The sequence below is a fragment of the Streptomyces sp. NBC_00258 genome (genome assembly GCF_036182465.1).
GTDB lineage: Bacteria > Actinomycetota > Actinomycetes > Streptomycetales > Streptomycetaceae > Streptomyces.
Window position 1 is genome coordinate 9641102 of record NZ_CP108081.1, and the last position, 16186, is coordinate 9657287.

A 16186-nucleotide genomic window follows, 5' to 3' on the forward strand; every position below is an offset into this window, starting at 1 on the left:
ACATGAGCAAGATCCTTATCCGTGGTGCGAAGGTGCTCGGCGGCGAGCCGCAGGACGTCCTGATCGACGGTTCCGAGATCGCGGCCGTGGGCAGCGGCCTGTCGGCCGAGGGCTCCGAGGTCGTCGAGGCCGACGGCAAGGTGCTCCTGCCGGGGCTCGTGGACCTGCACACCCATCTGCGCGAGCCCGGCCGTGAGGACTCCGAGACGGTCCTGACCGGTACGCGCGCGGCGGCGAGCGGCGGCTACACCGCCGTGTTCGCCATGGCCAACACCTTCCCGGTCGCCGACACCGCCGGTGTCGTCGAGCAGGTCTACCGGCTGGGCCAGGAGCACGGCTACTGCGACGTGCAGCCCATCGGCGCCGTCACCGTCGGCCTGGAGGGCAAGAAGCTCGCCGAGCTGGGCGCGATGCACGAGTCGGCCGCCGGCGTCACGGTCTTCTCCGACGACGGCAAGTGCGTCGACGACGCCGTGATCATGCGGCGGGCCCTCGAATACGTGAAGGCCTTCGGCGGGGTCGTCGCCCAGCACGCGCAGGAGCCCCGGCTCACCGAGGGCGCCCAGATGAACGAGGGCGTCGTCTCCGCCGAGCTGGGACTCGGCGGCTGGCCCGCGGTCGCCGAGGAATCGATCATCGCCCGGGACGTCCTGCTCGCCGAGCACGTCGGATCGCGCGTGCACATCTGCCACCTGTCGACCGCCGGATCGGTGGAGATCGTGCGCTGGGCCAAGTCCCGCGGCATCGACGTCACCGCCGAGGTCACCCCGCACCACCTCCTCCTCACCGACGAGCTGGTGCGCTCGTACAACCCCGTCTACAAGGTCAACCCGCCGCTGCGCACCGAGCGCGACGTCATGGCCCTGCGCGAGGCGCTCGCCGACGGCACGATCGACATCGTCGCCACCGACCACGCCCCGCACCCGCACGAGGACAAGGACTGCGAGTGGGCCGCGGCCGCCATGGGCATGGTGGGCCTGGAGACCGCGCTGTCCGTCGTCCAGCAGACGATGGTCGAGACCGGGCTGCTCGACTGGGCCGGCGTCGCCGACCGCATGTCGTTCAAGCCCGCCGGTATCGGGCGGGCGCAGGGCCACGGCCGTCCCGTCTCGGCAGGCGAGCCCGCCAACCTCGTCCTCGTCGACACGGCATACCGTGGAGCCGTGGACCCCGCGGGCTTCGCTTCGCGCAGCCGCAACACTCCGTACGAGGGTCGTGAGCTGCCGGGCCGTGTCACGCACACGTGGCTCCGGGGCAGGGCCACGCTCGTCGACGGGAAGCTCGCGTGACATCACTCACCCCCATTGCAGCGCAGATCACAGCGGACATCGCCGCGGAACAGAAGTCCGCGGAAGTGACCGACTGGGCCGCCCGGATCGGCTGGCTCGTCGGCCTCGTGCTGTTCATCGCGCTCGTCTACTGGCTGATGCGCGAGGGCTGGAAGTGGCGCGGCGCACTCCAGGGCGACCTTCCCGAGCTGCACACCGCGCCGGAAGAGCCCGGTGAGGCGAGACTGACTGTGCTTTCGATGAGTGGCCGCTACCACGGCTCCACCACCGCCGGGCAGTGGCTCGACCGCATCGTGGCGCACGGCCTGGGCACCCGCAGCCGGGCCGAGGTCACGCTGACGGACGCGGGCCTCGATGTCGTACGCCCCGGAGCGGCCGACTTCTTCGTGCCGGTCGCCCAACTGCGTGAGGCCCGGCTCGACAAGGGCATCGCGGGCAAGGTCCTCACCGAGGGCGGGCTCCTCGTCGTCACCTGGGAGCACGGCGACCGGCTGATCGACTCGGGCTTCCGCTCCGACCACGCGGCCGAGCACAACGAGTGGGTCGACACCCTGAACAACATGATCAACACGAGCGACAAGAGCGACAAGACGGAAGGCGCACGATGACGACCTCCATCCAGGGAACCGCCTCACAGAGGCGAAAGGCGGCTCCCGCCGTACTCGTCCTGGAGGACGGCCGGACCTTCCGCGGCCGCGCCTACGGGGCCGTGGGGGTGACCTTCGGCGAAGCGGTGTTCTCCACCGGCATGACCGGCTACCAGGAGACCCTCACCGACCCGTCGTACCACCGCCAGGTCGTCGTGATGACCGCCCCGCACGTCGGCAACACCGGCGTCAACGACGACGACCCCGAGTCGAAGCGCATCTGGGTCGCCGGTTACGTCGTACGGGACCCCGCGCGCGTGCCCTCCAACTGGCGCTCCCGGCGCTCGCTGGACGAGGAGCTCGTCCAGCAGGGCGTCGTGGGCATCAGCGGGATCGACACCCGCGCGCTCACCCGCCATCTGCGCGAGCGCGGCGCCATGCGCGTCGGCATCTTCTCCGGCAACGCGCTGCCCGACGAGGGCACCATGCTCGCCGAGGTGCGCCAGGCCCCCGAGATGAAGGGCGCCAGCCTCTACGAGGAAGTGGCCACCAAGGAGACGTACGTCGTCCCCGCGATCGGCCCCGACGGCGAAGCCGTTTCGATCGGTGCCGCGAAGTACACCGTCGCCGCGGTGGACCTCGGCATCAAGGGCATGACCCCGCACCGCATGGCCGAGCGCGGCATCGAGGTGCACGTGCTGCCCGCCACAGCGACGGCCGAGGACATCTACGCGATCGAGCCGGACGGCGTGTTCTTCTCCAACGGCCCCGGTGACCCGGAGCAGGCCGAGCACCCCGTCTCCCTGATGCGTGCCGTGCTGGAACGGAAGACACCGCTCTTCGGCATCTGCTTCGGCAACCAGATCCTCGGCCGCGCCCTCGGCTTCGGCACGTACAAGCTGAAGTACGGTCACCGGGGCATCAACCAGCCCGTGCAGGACCGTACGACCGGCAAGGTCGAGGTCACCGCGCACAACCACGGCTTCGCCGTCGACGCGCCGCTCGACAAGGTCTCCGAGACCCCCTACGGGCGTGCCGAGGTCTCGCACGTCTGCCTGAACGACCAGGTCGTCGAGGGGCTGCAGCTGCTCGACCAGCCGGCGTTCAGCGTCCAGTACCACCCCGAGGCGGCGGCGGGCCCGCACGACGCGGCCTACCTGTTCGACCGCTTCGTAGAGCTCATGGAGGGCCAGCGTGCCTAAGCGCACCGATATCCAGTCCGTCCTGGTCATCGGCTCCGGCCCGATCGTCATCGGCCAGGCCGCCGAGTTCGACTACTCCGGCACCCAGGCCTGCCGCGTCCTCAAGGCTGAGGGCCTGCGGGTCATCCTCGTCAACTCCAACCCGGCGACGATCATGACCGACCCGGAGATCGCCGACGCGACGTACGTCGAGCCGATCACCCCGGAGTTCGTCGAGAAGATCATCGCCAAGGAGCGGCCGGACACCCTGCTGCCGACGCTCGGCGGGCAGACCGCCCTCAACACCGCGATCTCCATGCACGAGCAGGGAGTGCTGGAGAAGTACGGTGTCGAGCTGATCGGCGCCAACGTCGAGGCGATCAACAAGGGCGAGGACCGCGACCTCTTCAAGGACGTCGTCGAGGCCGTCCGCGAGAAGATCGGGCACGGCGAGTCCGCCCGCTCGGTCATCTGCCACTCCATGGACGACGTCATCCAGGGCGTCGAGACGCTCGGCGGCTACCCCGTCGTCGTCCGGCCCTCCTTCACCATGGGCGGCGCCGGCTCCGGCTTCGCGCACGACGAGGAGGAGCTGCGCCGCATCGCGGGGCAGGGCCTCACGCTCTCGCCGACCACCGAGGTGCTCCTGGAGGAGTCCATCCTCGGCTGGAAGGAGTACGAGCTGGAGCTGATGCGCGACAAGAACGACAACGTCGTGGTCGTCTGCTCCATCGAGAACTTCGACCCCATGGGCGTGCACACCGGCGACTCGATCACCGTGGCGCCCGCGATGACGCTGACCGACCGCGAGTACCAGCGCCTGCGCGACATCGGCATCGCGATCATCCGCGAGGTCGGCGTCGACACCGGCGGCTGCAACATCCAGTTCGCGGTGAACCCGGACGACGGCCGCATCATCGTCATCGAGATGAACCCGCGGGTCTCGCGTTCCTCGGCCCTGGCCTCCAAGGCGACCGGCTTCCCTATCGCCAAGATCGCCGCCAAGCTGGCCGTCGGCTACACCCTCGACGAGATCCCGAACGACATCACGGAGAAGACGCCGGCGTCCTTCGAGCCCACGCTCGACTACGTGGTCGTCAAGGCCCCGCGGTTCGCCTTCGAGAAGTTCCCGTCCGCCGACTCCACGCTGACCACGACCATGAAGTCGGTCGGCGAGGCCATGGCGATCGGCCGCAACTTCACCGAGGCGCTGCAGAAGGCGCTGCGGTCGCTGGAGAAGAAGGGCAGCCAGTTCACCTTCGTCGGCGAGCCCGGCGACAAGGCCGAGCTGCTGGCCGAGGCGATCCGGCCGACCGACGGGCGCATCAACTCCGTCATGCAGGCCGTCCGCGCGGGCGCCACGCCCGAGGAGGTCTTCGACGCCACGAAGATCGATCCGTGGTTCGTGGACCAGCTGTTCCTGATCAAGGAGATCGCGGACGAGCTGGCCGCCGCCGACAAGCTGGACCCGGAGCTGCTCGCCGAGGCCAAGCGCCACGGCTTCTCCGACGTACAGATCGGCGAGATCCGCGGCCTGCGCGAGGACGTCGTGCGCGAGGTGCGGCACGCGCTGGGCGTACGCCCGGTCTACAAGACGGTCGACACCTGCGCCGCCGAGTTCGCCGCCAAGACGCCGTACTTCTACTCCTCGTACGACGAGGAGTCGGAGGTCGCCCCGCGCGAGAAGCCCGCGGTGATCATCCTCGGCTCCGGGCCGAACCGCATCGGCCAGGGCATCGAGTTCGACTACTCCTGCGTCCACGCTTCCTTCGCGCTGAGCGACGCGGGCTACGAGACCGTGATGGTCAACTGCAATCCCGAGACCGTCTCCACGGACTACGACACCTCCGACCGGCTGTACTTCGAGCCGCTCACCCTGGAGGACGTGCTGGAGATCGTCCACGCGGAGACGCTCGCCGGACCGATCGCCGGCGTCATCGTCCAGCTCGGCGGACAGACTCCGCTGGGTCTCTCGCAGGCGCTCAAGGACAACGGCGTGCCGGTCGTGGGCACCCCGCCCGAGGCGATCCACGCCGCCGAGGACCGCGGCGCCTTCGGCCAGGTCCTCGCGGAGGCCGGGCTGCCCGCGCCGAAGCACGGCACCGCCACGACGTTCGCCGGGGCCAAGGCCATCGCCGACGAGATCGGCTACCCCGTCCTCGTCCGGCCGTCGTACGTGCTCGGCGGGCGCGGCATGGAGATCGTGTACGACGAGACGCGGCTGGCCTCGTACATCGAGGAGTCGACCGAGATCAGCCCGTCCCGGCCGGTCCTGGTCGACCGCTTCCTGGACGACGCGATCGAGATCGACGTGGACGCGCTGTACGACGGCCACGAGCTGTACCTCGGCGGTGTCATGGAGCACATCGAGGAGGCCGGCATCCACTCCGGCGACTCGGCGTGCGCGCTGCCCCCGATCACGCTCGGCGGCTTCGACATCAAGCGCCTGAGGGCCTCGACGGAGGCCATCGCGAAGGGTGTCGGGGTCCGCGGACTGATCAACATCCAGTTCGCGATGGCGGGCGACATCCTGTACGTCCTCGAAGCCAACCCGCGTGCCTCGCGCACCGTCCCCTTCACCTCGAAGGCGACCGCGGTGCCGCTGGCGAAGGCCGCCGCCCGGATCTCGCTGGGCGCGACCGTCGCCGAACTGCGGGCCGAGGGACTGCTGCCGGCCGTCGGCGACGGCGGCGAACTGCCGCTGGACGCACCGATCTCCGTCAAGGAGGCCGTCATGCCGTGGTCGCGGTTCCGCGACATCCACGGCCGCGGCGTCGACACGATCCTCGGCCCGGAGATGCGCTCCACCGGCGAGGTCATGGGCATCGACTCGGTGTTCGGCACGGCGTATGCCAAGTCCCAGGCGGGCGCGTACGGTCCGCTGCCGACCAAGGGCCGTGCCTTCATCTCGGTCGCCAACCGGGACAAGCGCTCGATGATCTTCCCGGCGCGTGAACTGGTCGCCCACGGCTTCGAGTTGCTCGCCACGTCCGGTACGGCCGAGGTGCTCAAGCGCAACGGCATCAACGCCACCGTCGTGCGCAAGCAGTCCGAGGGCGAGGGCCCGAACGGCGAGAAGACGATCGTCCAGCTCATCCACGAGGGCGAGGTCGACCTCATCGTCAACACGCCGTACGGCACCGGCGGCCGCCTCGACGGCTACGACATCCGTACGGCTGCCGTGGCCCGCTCCGTGCCCTGTCTGACGACGGTCCAGGCGCTCGCCGCGGCCGTCCAGGGCATCGACGCGCTCAACCACGGTGACGTGGGCGTGCGTTCGCTCCAGGAACACGCCGAGCATCTGACCGCGGCCCGCGACTAGCAGCCCCGAGGGGGACACCGGAAACGGTGTCCCCCTCTTCATGAGGCTCATCAGGCTCTTCTTGAGGACACCGACCATGTACAAGCTCTTCTTCCGGCTCGTGTTCCAGCGCATGGACCCCGAGCAGGCCCACCACCTCGCTTTCCGCTGGATCCGGCTCGCCGTCCGTGTCCCCGTCCTGCGGACCTTCGTCGCCGCCGTGCTCGCGCCCCGCCACAAGGAGCTGCGGACCGAGGCGTTCGGGCTGCGGATGCACGGGCCGTTCGGGCTCGCGGCGGGCTTCGACAAGAACGCGGTCGCCATCGACGGGATGTCGATGCTCGGCTTCGACCACATCGAGATCGGCACGGTGACGGGGGAGGCGCAGCCGGGCAACCCCAGGAAACGCCTGTTCCGCCTCGTGCCGGACCGCTCGCTGATCAACCGCATGGGGTTCAACAACGAGGGCTCCGAGGCCGTGGCGGGGCGCCTGGCGGCCCGTACGCCCGTCTTCAGGACCGTCGTGGGCGTCAACATCGGCAAGACCAAGGTGGTTCCGGAGGCCGAGGCCGCCGCCGACTACGTGAAGTCCACCGAACGGCTGGCCGCGTACGCCGACTACCTCGTCGTCAACGTCAGCTCGCCGAACACGCCCGGGCTGCGCAACCTCCAGGCCACCGAGTCGCTGCGGCCGCTGCTGACCGCCGTCCGCGAGGCGGCCGACCGGACGGTGACCACGCGCCGGGTTCCGCTGCTGGTGAAGATCGCGCCCGACCTGGCCGACGAGGACGTCGACGCGGTCGCCGACCTCGCCGTCGAACTCGGCCTGGACGGGATCATCGCCACGAACACCACCATCGCGCGCGAGGGGCTCGGTCTGAAGTCCGAACCCACCCTGGTCGGAGAGACCGGCGGACTCTCGGGCGCCCCGCTGAAGGCGCGCTCCCTGGAGGTGCTGCGCCGCCTCTACGCGCGCGTGGGGGACCGCATCACCCTCGTGGGCGTCGGAGGGATCGAGAACGCCGAGGACGCCTGGCAGCGGATCCTCGCGGGCGCCACGCTCGTCCAGGGCTACAGCGCCTTCATCTACGAGGGCCCCTTCTGGGGCCGTGCCATTCACAAGGGCCTGGCCGCCCGCCTGCGCACCAGCCCGCACGCCACCCTCGCCGACGCGGTCGGCGCCGACGTAAGGAAGACGACGGTATGACTGAGCCCTTCGGATCGCGACTGCGCCGCGCCATGGACGAGCGTGGGCCGCTGTGCGTCGGGATCGACCCGCACACCTCCCTGCTCGCCGACTGGGGTCTGAACGACGACATCGCGGGTCTTGAGCGCTTCAGCCGCACCGTCGTCGAGGCGCTGGCCGACCGGGTGGCCGTGCTCAAGCCCCAGAGCGCGTTCTTCGAGCGCTTCGGGTCGCGGGGCATCGCCGTACTGGAGAAGTCGGTCGAGGAGGCGCGGCAGGCCGGTGCGCTGGTCGTCATGGACGCCAAGCGCGGCGACATCGGCTCGACGATGGCGGCGTACGCCTCCGCCTTCCTGGAGAAGGGCTCGCCGCTCTTCTCCGACGCGCTCACCGTCTCGCCGTACCTCGGCTACGGGTCGCTGAGGCCGGCGGTCGACCTCGCGCGGGAGAGCGGCTCGGGACTGTTCGTGCTCGCGCTGACCTCCAACCCGGAGGGCGGCGAGGTGCAGCACGCGGTACGCCCCGAGGACACGGCCCTGCGGAACGTGGGCGCGACCATGCTGGCGCATCTCGCCGAGGAGAACGCGGGGGAGACCCCGATGGGCTCCTTCGGGGCGGTCGTCGGCGCCACGCTCGGCGATCTGTCCTCGTACGACCTCGACATCAACGGCCCGCTCCTCGCGCCCGGAATCGGTGCCCAGGGGGCCACACCGGCCGATCTGCCGGGCGTGTTCGGCGCGGCGGTGCACCGGGTGGTCCCGAACGTCAGCCGGGGTGTTCTGCGTCACGGACCCGACATCGGCTCGCTACGCGCGTCATCGGACCTCTTCGCGGAGCAGATCAGGGCGGCCGTGGCGTCTGCCTAGCGCTTTTCGTGGGCGTCCTTCAGGCGTCCCGAGTCTGAATACATCCTCAAATCCGGGGCATTTTGTCCGGAATGTCGGACTCGATAGAGGCTGACCAGGACTTTTCCGCTGTTCTCGCTGACTCCGGCGGACTTGCCCGCTAGTCTCCGACGCAGAGTGAACGGGCAAGAGCGTTGCTCGTTGCTCCCCAGGTGTGGGGCGACTAGGTTCCTCACCGGTCCGTATCCGACAGTTCGACATCCGAGGTGACGTAGGCGTGGCTCTTCCGCCCCTTACCCCTGAACAGCGCGCAGCCGCGCTCGAAAAGGCCGCCGCGGCTCGCCGGGAGCGGGCCGAGGTCAAGAATCGACTCAAGCACTCCGGCGCCTCCCTTCACGAGGTCATCAAGCAGGGCCAGGAGAACGACGTCATCGGCAAGATGAAGGTCTCCGCCCTCCTGGAGTCCCTGCCGGGCGTGGGCAAGGTCCGCGCCAAGCAGATCATGGAGCGACTTGGCATCTCCGAGAGCCGCCGTGTGCGCGGTCTCGGCTCCAATCAGATCGCGTCTCTTGAGCGCGAGTTCGGCGGCGGTGCTGCCTGACGTTCTCGGGCACCCCTGAGAACCTGGATAATCGCCGCATGGCTGCAACACCCCGGGGGACGACCCCCGTACCCCCGGACGTACGTCCGCGGCTGACCGTGCTCTCCGGCCCCTCCGGGGTCGGCAAGAGCACGGTCGTCGCCCATATGCGCAAGGAACACCCCGAGGTCTGGCTCTCGGTGTCGGCGACGACCCGCAAGCCGCGCCCCGGGGAGAAGCACGGTGTCCACTACTTCTTCGTCAGCGACGAGGAGATGGACAAGCTGATCGCCAACGGCGAACTGCTCGAATGGGCGGAGTTCGCGGGCAACCGCTACGGGACACCGCGCAAGGCCGTGCTCGAACGGCTGGAGTCGGGTGAGCCGGTCCTCCTGGAGATCGATCTCCAGGGAGCCCGGCAGGTCCGCGAGTCCATGTCGGATGCTCTGCTCGTGTTCCTGGCTCCTCCCTCCTGGGAGGAGCTCGTGCGCAGGCTCACGGGGCGGGGCACCGAACCGCCCGAGGTGATCGAGCGCCGGCTGGAGGCCGCAAAGATCGAACTGGCGGCAGAGCCGGAGTTCGACGTCACCCTGGTCAACACCTCCGTCGAGGACGTGGCGCGCGAGCTGCTAGCCTTGATGGCAGTTGTGTGATCGTTTTCGATCCCATCCCACCTTTCGGAAGGCAGAGCGTGTCCTCTTCCATCTCCACGCCCGAGGGCATCATCAACCCTCCGATCGACGAGCTCCTCGAGGCAACCGACTCGAAGTACAGCCTCGTGATCTACGCCGCCAAGCGCGCGCGCCAGATCAACGCGTACTACTCGCAGCTCGGTGAAGGCCTCCTTGAGTACGTCGGTCCCCTCGTCGACACGCATGTCCACGAGAAGCCGCTTTCGATCGCCCTGCGCGAGATCAACGCGGGTCTCCTGACGTCGGAGGCCGTCGAAGGCCCGGCGCAGTAGTATTTTCGGCTTGCAGTTCGTTTTTCCACAGGCCCGGCAGCGCGACTGCCGGGCCTGTGGTGTGTGATGGGGACGTACGTTTTCCGAGGTCCGGGGAGAGACGTGGACAAGCCGAAGGTCGTGCTGGGGGTCAGCGGTGGCATCGCCGCGTACAAGGCCTGTGAGCTGCTGCGGAGACTGACCGAGTCGGGGCACGACGTGCGGGTCGTCCCGACGGAGTCCGCGCTGCACTTCGTCGGCGCCGCGACCTGGTCCGCGCTCTCCGGCCACCCCGTGTCCACCGAGGTCTGGTCGGACGTCCACGAGGTCCCGCACGTCCGCATCGGACAGGGGGCCGACCTGGTCGTCGTCGCCCCCGCCACCGCGGACATGCTGGCGAAGGCCGCCCACGGCCTCGCCGACGACCTGCTGACGAACACACTGCTCACCGCCCGGTGCCCGGTCGTCTTCGCCCCCGCCATGCACACCGAGATGTGGGAACACCCGGCCACCCAGGACAACGTGGCGACGCTGCGCCGCCGCGGCGCCGTGGTCATCGACCCGGCGGTGGGGCGCCTGACCGGCGTGGACACGGGCAAGGGGCGGCTGCCCGAACCGTCGGAGATCTTCGAGGTCTGCCGCCGGGTGCTCGCGCGCGGCGTCACAGAGCCCGACCTCGCCGGCCGTCACGTCGTCGTCAGCGCCGGAGGCACGCGCGAGCCGCTCGACCCGGTCCGCTTCCTCGGCAACCGTTCCTCGGGGAAGCAGGGGTACGCCCTCGCGCGCACCGCCGCCGCCAGGGGTGCCCGGGTCACCCTGATCGCCGCGAACACCGGCATGCCGGACCCGGCCGGTGTCGACGTCGTACAGGTCGGGACCGCCGTGCAGTTGCGCGAGGCCGTGCTCAAGGCCGCGCCGGAGGCCGACGCCGTGGTGATGGCGGCGGCGGTCGCGGACTTCCGGCCCGCCGCATACGCGGCCGGAAAGATCAAGAAGAAGGACGGCCAGGAACCGGAGCCGATCGTTCTGGTCCGTAATCCGGACATCCTCGCGGAGATCTCGGCGGACCGCGCCCGCCCGGGCCAGGTGATCGTCGGTTTCGCCGCCGAGACGGACGACGTCCTGGCCAACGGGCGGACGAAGCTCCGACGCAAGGGCTGCGACCTCCTCGTGGTGAACGAGGTCGGCGAACGCAAGACCTTCGGCTCCGAGGAGAACGAGGCGGTGGTGCTCGGCGCCGACGGAAGCGAGACCCCGGTGCCGTACGGACCCAAGGAAGCCCTGGCCGAGACCGTGTGGGATCTCGTGGTGCGTCGCATCGGGTGAATGTCTCATTCGCTCCAACAGACCCGCCAAAACCGTCAGATCGGGGTGTGGGAGCCTGGCGCAGAAGGTTCGTCGTGTCGCAGAATGCCCGTGCCGCAGGTCACAGCGCTTCCGAGAGGCGAGACAGTAGCCCGGCGGCAGAGCGCGACCGATAAACTGTTCTCGGACGACGCCGGGCGCAGCTCCCGGCCGTCCGCCAATGATCAGCCAGCAGCCGCTGCAACCTCAGGGAGCGTTGTGTCCCGTCGCCTGTTCACCTCGGAGTCTGTGACCGAGGGTCACCCCGACAAGATCGCTGACCAGATCAGTGACACCATTCTCGACGCGCTTCTCCGCGAGGACCCGCATTCCCGGGTCGCCGTGGAGACGCTGATCACCACCGGCCTCGTGCACGTGGCCGGGGAGGTCACCACCAAGGCGTACGCGCCGATCGCGCAGCTCGTGCGCGACAAGATCCTCGAGATCGGTTACGACTCCTCGAAGAAGGGCTTCGACGGCGCCTCCTGTGGCGTTTCGGTGTCCATCGGCTCGCAGTCCCCCGACATCGCGCAGGGCGTCGACACGGCGTACGAGAAGCGCGTCGAGGGCGACGAGGACGAGCTCGACAAGCAGGGTGCGGGCGACCAGGGCCTGATGTTCGGCTACGCGACGGACGAGACGCCCGCGCTGATGCCGCTCCCGATCCACCTCGCGCACCGTCTCTCGCGGCGCCTCTCCGAGGTCCGCAAGAACGGGACGATCCCGTACCTGCGCCCGGACGGCAAGACCCAGGTCACCATCGAGTACGACGGCGACAAGGCGGTCCGTCTGGACACGGTTGTCGTCTCCTCGCAGCACGCGTCGGACATCGACCTGGACTCCCTCCTGGCCCCCGACATCCGCGAGTTCGTGGTCGAGCCGGAGCTGAAGGCCCTCCTCGACGACGGCATCAAGCTGGAGACCGAGGGCTACCGGCTGCTGGTCAACCCGACCGGCCGCTTCGAGATCGGCGGCCCGATGGGCGACGCCGGCCTCACCGGCCGCAAGATCATCATCGACACCTACGGCGGCATGGCCCGCCACGGTGGCGGCGCCTTCTCGGGCAAGGACCCGTCCAAGGTCGACCGCTCCGCCGCGTACGCCATGCGCTGGGTCGCGAAGAACGTCGTCGCCGCGGGCCTCGCCACGCGCTGCGAGGTCCAGGTCGCCTACGCCATCGGCAAGGCCGAGCCCGTCGGCCTCTTCGTCGAGACCTTCGGCACCGCCAAGATCGACGCCGAGAAGATCGAGACGGCCATCACCGAGGTCTTCGACCTCCGCCCGGCCGCGATCATCCGCGACCTGGACCTGCTCCGCCCGATCTACGCCCAGACCGCCGCGTACGGCCACTTCGGCCGTGAGCTGCCCGAGTTCACCTGGGAGAAGACGGACCGGGTGGACGCGCTGCGGAAGGCCGCGGGGCTGTAGTCCCTCCGGTTCCACGGTTTTGTGAGGCCCGGCGCCCCGAGGGGTGCCGGGCCTCACCGCTGTCCGCCCGTCGGATTCCGCGGGCAGACGGCGGGGCCGACAAATCATTGGCACGGCCGTCGTCGCACTTCGTACGCTGGCGGTCCTTCCGGTGCGCAGGCCGCGGTTGCTTCGGTGGAGTGCGTCGAGTGCGTGCGGTGAATCTGGTTCATGTGCCGCTGCCGTTCTGAACTCGGGAGGAGCTGATGTCGCGGCGCCCGGTGCGATGGTTGCGGATACTTCCGGGTTGACCCCTCGCAGGTTCGAATCCTGCTGCCGGTCCTGGACCGGTATGGCCGAGTGGCCCATGGCAGAAGCGCCCCAGGGGCGTTCGCGATCCGCGGCCGGCCTGATCTCGGGCGCGCGGCGGTGTCAGTGGGGTCTGGTAGGAATGTTGCTGTGAGCAGCACGGATGGGCGTGGTGAAGGCGGGGCCGAGAGTGCGCCGCCCGAGCAGCTTGCCTTGATTCGGGATGCCGTGCGGAAGGCGCCGCGGGCCAAGCCGCGGACCTGGCGGGGAGCCGCGGTCGCCAAGGAGCTGCCCGTGGCGCGGGTGCTCGTAGACAAGGGCGTGCTGCATCTCGATCGGTACTTCGACTATGCCGTGCCCGAAGAACTCGACGCCGATGCGCAGCCGGGGGTGCGGGTGCGGGTGCGGTTCGGGGCCGGGCGGCACCGCGTGCGGGAGGGACGGCGCGAGGGCGGGGGGCTGATCGACGGGTTCCTGATCGAGCGGCTGGCCGAGTCCGACTACTCCGGGCCGCTGGCCGCGCTCGCTCAAGTCGTGTCGCCCGAGCCCGTGTTGAGCGAGGAGTTGCTGGGGCTCGCCCGGGCCGTCGCCGATCGGTACGCGGGGAGTCTGGCCGATGTGCTCCAGCTGGCCGTGCCCCCGCGCAACGCGCGAGCCGAGCAGAAGCCGTCGCCCGAGCCGTTGCCGGTTCCCGAGGCGCCGGGGGTGGGGTCCTGGGACCGGTACTCGCGGGGGGCCGCCTTCGTCGAGTCGCTCGCGGGGGGCGGAGCGCCCCGGGCCGTGTGGAACGTGCTGCCGGGGCCCGGCTGGGCCGAGGAGCTGGCGCGGGCCGTGGGGGCGACGCTCGCGTCGGGCCGTGGCGCGCTCGTCGTCGTGCCGGACGGGCGGGCCGTCAGCCGGGTCGACGCCGCGCTGACCTCCGTGCTGGGCGAGGGGCTGCACGCCGTGCTCACCGCCGAGGCCGGACCCGAGAAGAGGTACCGGCAGTGGCTCGCGGTGCGGCGAGGGTCCGTACGGGCCGTCGTGGGCACCCGGGCCGCCATGTTCGCGCCCGTGCGGGATCTGGGGCTTGTCGCCATGTGGGACGACGGGGACGGCAGCCACAGCGAGCTGCACGCCCCCCAGCCGCACGCCCGGGAGGTGCTGTTGCTGCGGGCCGCCCACGACAAGTGCGCGTTCCTGCTGGGAAGTTGGAGCTGCACCGTCGAGGCCGCGCAGCTCGTGGAGAGCGGCTGGGCGGCTCCGATCGTCGCCGAGCGGGAGCAGGTGCGGGCGGCGGCTCCGCTCGTACGGACCGTGGGTGACGGGGATCTCGCGCGCGACGAGGCGGCGCGCGCCGCACGGCTGCCCACCCTCGCCTGGCAGGTCGTACGGGAGGGGCTGAAGCAGGGGCCGGTGCTGGTGCAGGTGCCGCGGCGTGGCTATGTGCCGCGGATGGCCTGTGCGCAGTGCCGGGCGGCCGCGCGGTGTCGGCACTGTGCCGGGCCGTTGGAGGGGCAGGACGCCGGTGGGCTGCGCTGCGGGTGGTGCGGTCGGGACGAGCCGGAGTGGCGCTGTCCCGACTGCGGAGGGTTCCGGTTGCGTGCGCAGGTCGTGGGGGCGCGGCGGACCGCCGAGGAGCTCGGGCGGGCCTTTCCCGCGGTCCCTGTGCGGACCTCGGGGCGCGAGCAGATCCTGGACACGGTGCCGGGGGCACCCGCGCTGGTCGTCAGTACGCCGGGCGCGGAGCCCGTGGCCGAGGGCGGGTACGCGGCGGCGCTGCTGCTCGACGGCTGGGCGATGCTGGGGCGGCCCGATCTGCGGGCGGGCGAGGACGCGTTGCGGCGCTGGATCGGGGCGGCGGCGCTGGTGCGGGGGCAGCGGGACGGCGGGACCGTGGTGGTCGTCGCCGAGCCGACGCTCCGGCCGGTGCAGGCGCTGGTGCGGTGGGATCCGGTGGGTCATGCCGTCCGTGAGCTGGCCGAGCGCGCCGAGCTGGGCTTTCCGCCCGTGTCGCGGATGGCTGCCGTGTCCGGGACGGCGGATGCGCTCGCCGGTTTTATGGCCGCGGTCGAACTGCCGCCTGAGGCCGAGGTGTTGGGGCCTGTACCGGTGCCTCCGGCGGATCCCGGGCGGCCACGGCGGGCGGGGGCGCCGCCGGTGGGCGAGCCGTGGGAACGGGCGCTGATCAGGGTGCCGCCGGGGAAGGGGGCCGCGTTGGCGTCCGCGTTGAAGAACGCGCAGGCGGCTCGGATGGCGCGTGGGGGGAGCGGGGGCGCCGGAAGCGGCGGGGGGAGTGACGTGGTGCGGATTCGGGTCGACCCGCCGGATATCGGGTGACCGTGCGGGACCGCTGGCTGCCGAAGGCGATGAGACCGATGAGGCCGATGAGTGCGGCCGGATGTCAGCGGGTGTTCGTTCGGGTTCACGGATCTGCCCCCGAGCCTCGTCGGGGGCAGACAGATGAGTGTGGGATCAGCCGTTGCGCGGGCCCGGGAAGGCGCTCGGCCTGATCTCCTCGCGGAACGTGGAGCTGCCCGCTGTCGGCTGGGTGGGCATGGGCATCGGCATGGAACGGGCCGCGGGGACCGTGGGAAGGCCGGTGTTGACGGCGACCGTGCGGGAGGATCCCGACGGTTCCGTGGCGCGCTCGGCCTCGGCGGCGGCCTGGGCCGCCGCCCGGCGGGCGCCGTAACGGCGGTGCACCGCCTGTTTGGTGACCCCCAGTGCCGAGCCCACCGCGTCCCACGAGAAGCCCAGTGAGCGGTCGAAGTCCACGGCAGCCGTGACCAGGGTCTCGACACTGTCCCGCAGCTCCTGGGCGAGGCGGACGGTCGGGGCGGGAGCGCGCCCGTAGACGACGAAGCCCGTGGAGGGGCCTGAGCGGCGCGGGCGGTAGACGTTGCCCAGCTGGGCAGTCAGCGTGCGCAGTGCGTCCACCTGCCGGCGGACCCGCTCGATGTCCCGCACCAGCAAGTGCAGGCTGGCCCGAGCCTGGGCGTCGTGGGTTGCGTGGTCGGCCATGAACAAGCCTCTCGAACCGGCGTTGAAAAGGACCGGGCAGCGAGTGCGGCCCGTTTTGGTCAACTCTTTCTTGACCAACGCGTTTCAGGGTGAGTGGTCACGCTTATGGGGCGTGGGGGCATATGCGTACGCCCCCGGCGGCCGGGCGTGCGCTTGCATCAGCCCTGGCTTTCGGCCTTCGGCCTTCGTCTTCGGCCTCGTGACGAGTGAG

13 protein-coding genes are annotated in these 16186 nt (G+C 70.4%); 12 read left to right on the forward strand and 1 reads right to left on the reverse strand.

Annotation, left to right across the window (positions count from 1 at the left end; translation table 11 throughout):
• Positions 1-2: 2 nt before the first annotated feature.
• From OG718_RS42945 to OG718_RS43000, 12 genes are all read left to right on the forward strand, one after another.
• Positions 3-1289: a dihydroorotase gene (locus tag OG718_RS42945; protein WP_328846699.1), complete on the forward strand. Its 1287-nt coding sequence runs from the start codon at positions 3-5 to the stop codon at positions 1287-1289.
• On the forward strand, positions 1286-1897 hold the full coding sequence (locus tag OG718_RS42950) for a PH-like domain-containing protein (RefSeq protein WP_373466281.1): 612 nt from the start codon (positions 1286-1288) through the stop codon (positions 1895-1897). The genes OG718_RS42945 and OG718_RS42950 overlap by 4 nt, the downstream gene beginning before the upstream one ends.
• A complete protein-coding gene (carA, locus tag OG718_RS42955) occupies positions 1894-3078 on the forward strand; it encodes a glutamine-hydrolyzing carbamoyl-phosphate synthase small subunit (RefSeq protein ID WP_328846700.1) in 1185 nt (394 codons plus the stop codon). Before OG718_RS42950 ends, carA begins: the two co-directional genes overlap by 4 nt.
• A complete protein-coding gene (gene carB / locus OG718_RS42960) occupies positions 3071-6379 on the forward strand; it encodes a carbamoyl-phosphate synthase large subunit (protein WP_328846701.1) in 3309 nt (1102 codons plus the stop codon). Before carA ends, carB begins: the two co-directional genes overlap by 8 nt.
• Before the next feature lie 76 nt (positions 6380-6455).
• Complete coding sequence (locus OG718_RS42965; protein WP_328846702.1) at positions 6456-7565, forward strand: quinone-dependent dihydroorotate dehydrogenase; 1110 nt, start codon at positions 6456-6458, stop codon at positions 7563-7565.
• Entirely contained in the window at positions 7562-8410 is an 849-nt protein-coding gene (gene pyrF, locus OG718_RS42970) for an orotidine-5'-phosphate decarboxylase (protein ID WP_328846703.1), read from the forward strand. The genes OG718_RS42965 and pyrF overlap by 4 nt, the downstream gene beginning before the upstream one ends.
• A gap of 256 nt (positions 8411-8666) precedes the next feature.
• Positions 8667-8990 carry an integration host factor gene (locus tag OG718_RS42975; protein ID WP_005319887.1) on the forward strand — a complete coding sequence of 108 codons (324 nt, stop codon included), beginning with the start codon at positions 8667-8669 and terminating at the stop codon, positions 8988-8990.
• 38 nt (positions 8991-9028) lie between these two features.
• The gene (gmk, locus tag OG718_RS42980) at positions 9029-9622 is read left to right on the forward strand and encodes a guanylate kinase (RefSeq protein WP_143635367.1); all 594 of its coding nucleotides are present in this window, start codon (positions 9029-9031) and stop codon (positions 9620-9622) included.
• A 38-nt stretch (positions 9623-9660) separates the two neighbouring features.
• The gene (rpoZ, locus tag OG718_RS42985) at positions 9661-9933 is read left to right on the forward strand and encodes a DNA-directed RNA polymerase subunit omega (protein WP_006382157.1); all 273 of its coding nucleotides are present in this window, start codon (positions 9661-9663) and stop codon (positions 9931-9933) included.
• A 102-nt stretch (positions 9934-10035) separates the two neighbouring features.
• Positions 10036-11238, forward strand: coding sequence for a bifunctional phosphopantothenoylcysteine decarboxylase/phosphopantothenate--cysteine ligase CoaBC (gene coaBC / locus OG718_RS42990; RefSeq protein WP_306940993.1), 1203 nt, complete (start codon positions 10036-10038; stop codon positions 11236-11238).
• 237 nt (positions 11239-11475) lie between these two features.
• Positions 11476-12684 carry a methionine adenosyltransferase gene (metK, locus tag OG718_RS42995; RefSeq protein WP_143635364.1) on the forward strand — a complete coding sequence of 403 codons (1209 nt, stop codon included), beginning with the start codon at positions 11476-11478 and terminating at the stop codon, positions 12682-12684.
• 438 nt (positions 12685-13122) lie between these two features.
• Entirely contained in the window at positions 13123-15291 is a 2169-nt protein-coding gene (locus OG718_RS43000) for a primosomal protein N' (RefSeq protein WP_328846704.1), read from the forward strand.
• A gap of 135 nt (positions 15292-15426) precedes the next feature.
• On the opposite strand, the gene OG718_RS43005 is transcribed toward OG718_RS43000, so the two are convergent.
• Positions 15427-15975, reverse strand: coding sequence for a hypothetical protein (locus OG718_RS43005; RefSeq protein ID WP_328846705.1), 549 nt, complete (start codon positions 15973-15975; stop codon positions 15427-15429).
• Positions 15976-16186: the final 211 nt, after the last annotated feature.

What these genes read in the sequence shown, in the direction of transcription:
- OG718_RS42945 (WP_328846699.1), top strand. Translation starts at nt 3, where the DNA reads ATGAGCAAGATCCTTATCCGTGGTGCGAAGGTGCTCGGCGGCGAGCCG.
- carA (WP_328846700.1), top strand. Translation starts at nt 1,894, where the DNA reads ATGACGACCTCCATCCAGGGAACCGCCTCACAGAGGCGAAAGGCGGCT.
- OG718_RS42965 (WP_328846702.1), top strand. Translation starts at nt 6,456, where the DNA reads ATGTACAAGCTCTTCTTCCGGCTCGTGTTCCAGCGCATGGACCCCGAG.
- pyrF (WP_328846703.1), top strand. Translation starts at nt 7,562, where the DNA reads ATGACTGAGCCCTTCGGATCGCGACTGCGCCGCGCCATGGACGAGCGT.
- gmk (WP_143635367.1), top strand. Translation starts at nt 9,029, where the DNA reads ATGGCTGCAACACCCCGGGGGACGACCCCCGTACCCCCGGACGTACGT.
- OG718_RS43005 (WP_328846705.1), bottom strand. Translation starts at nt 15,975, where the DNA reads ATGGCCGACCACGCAACCCACGACGCCCAGGCTCGGGCCAGCCTGCAC.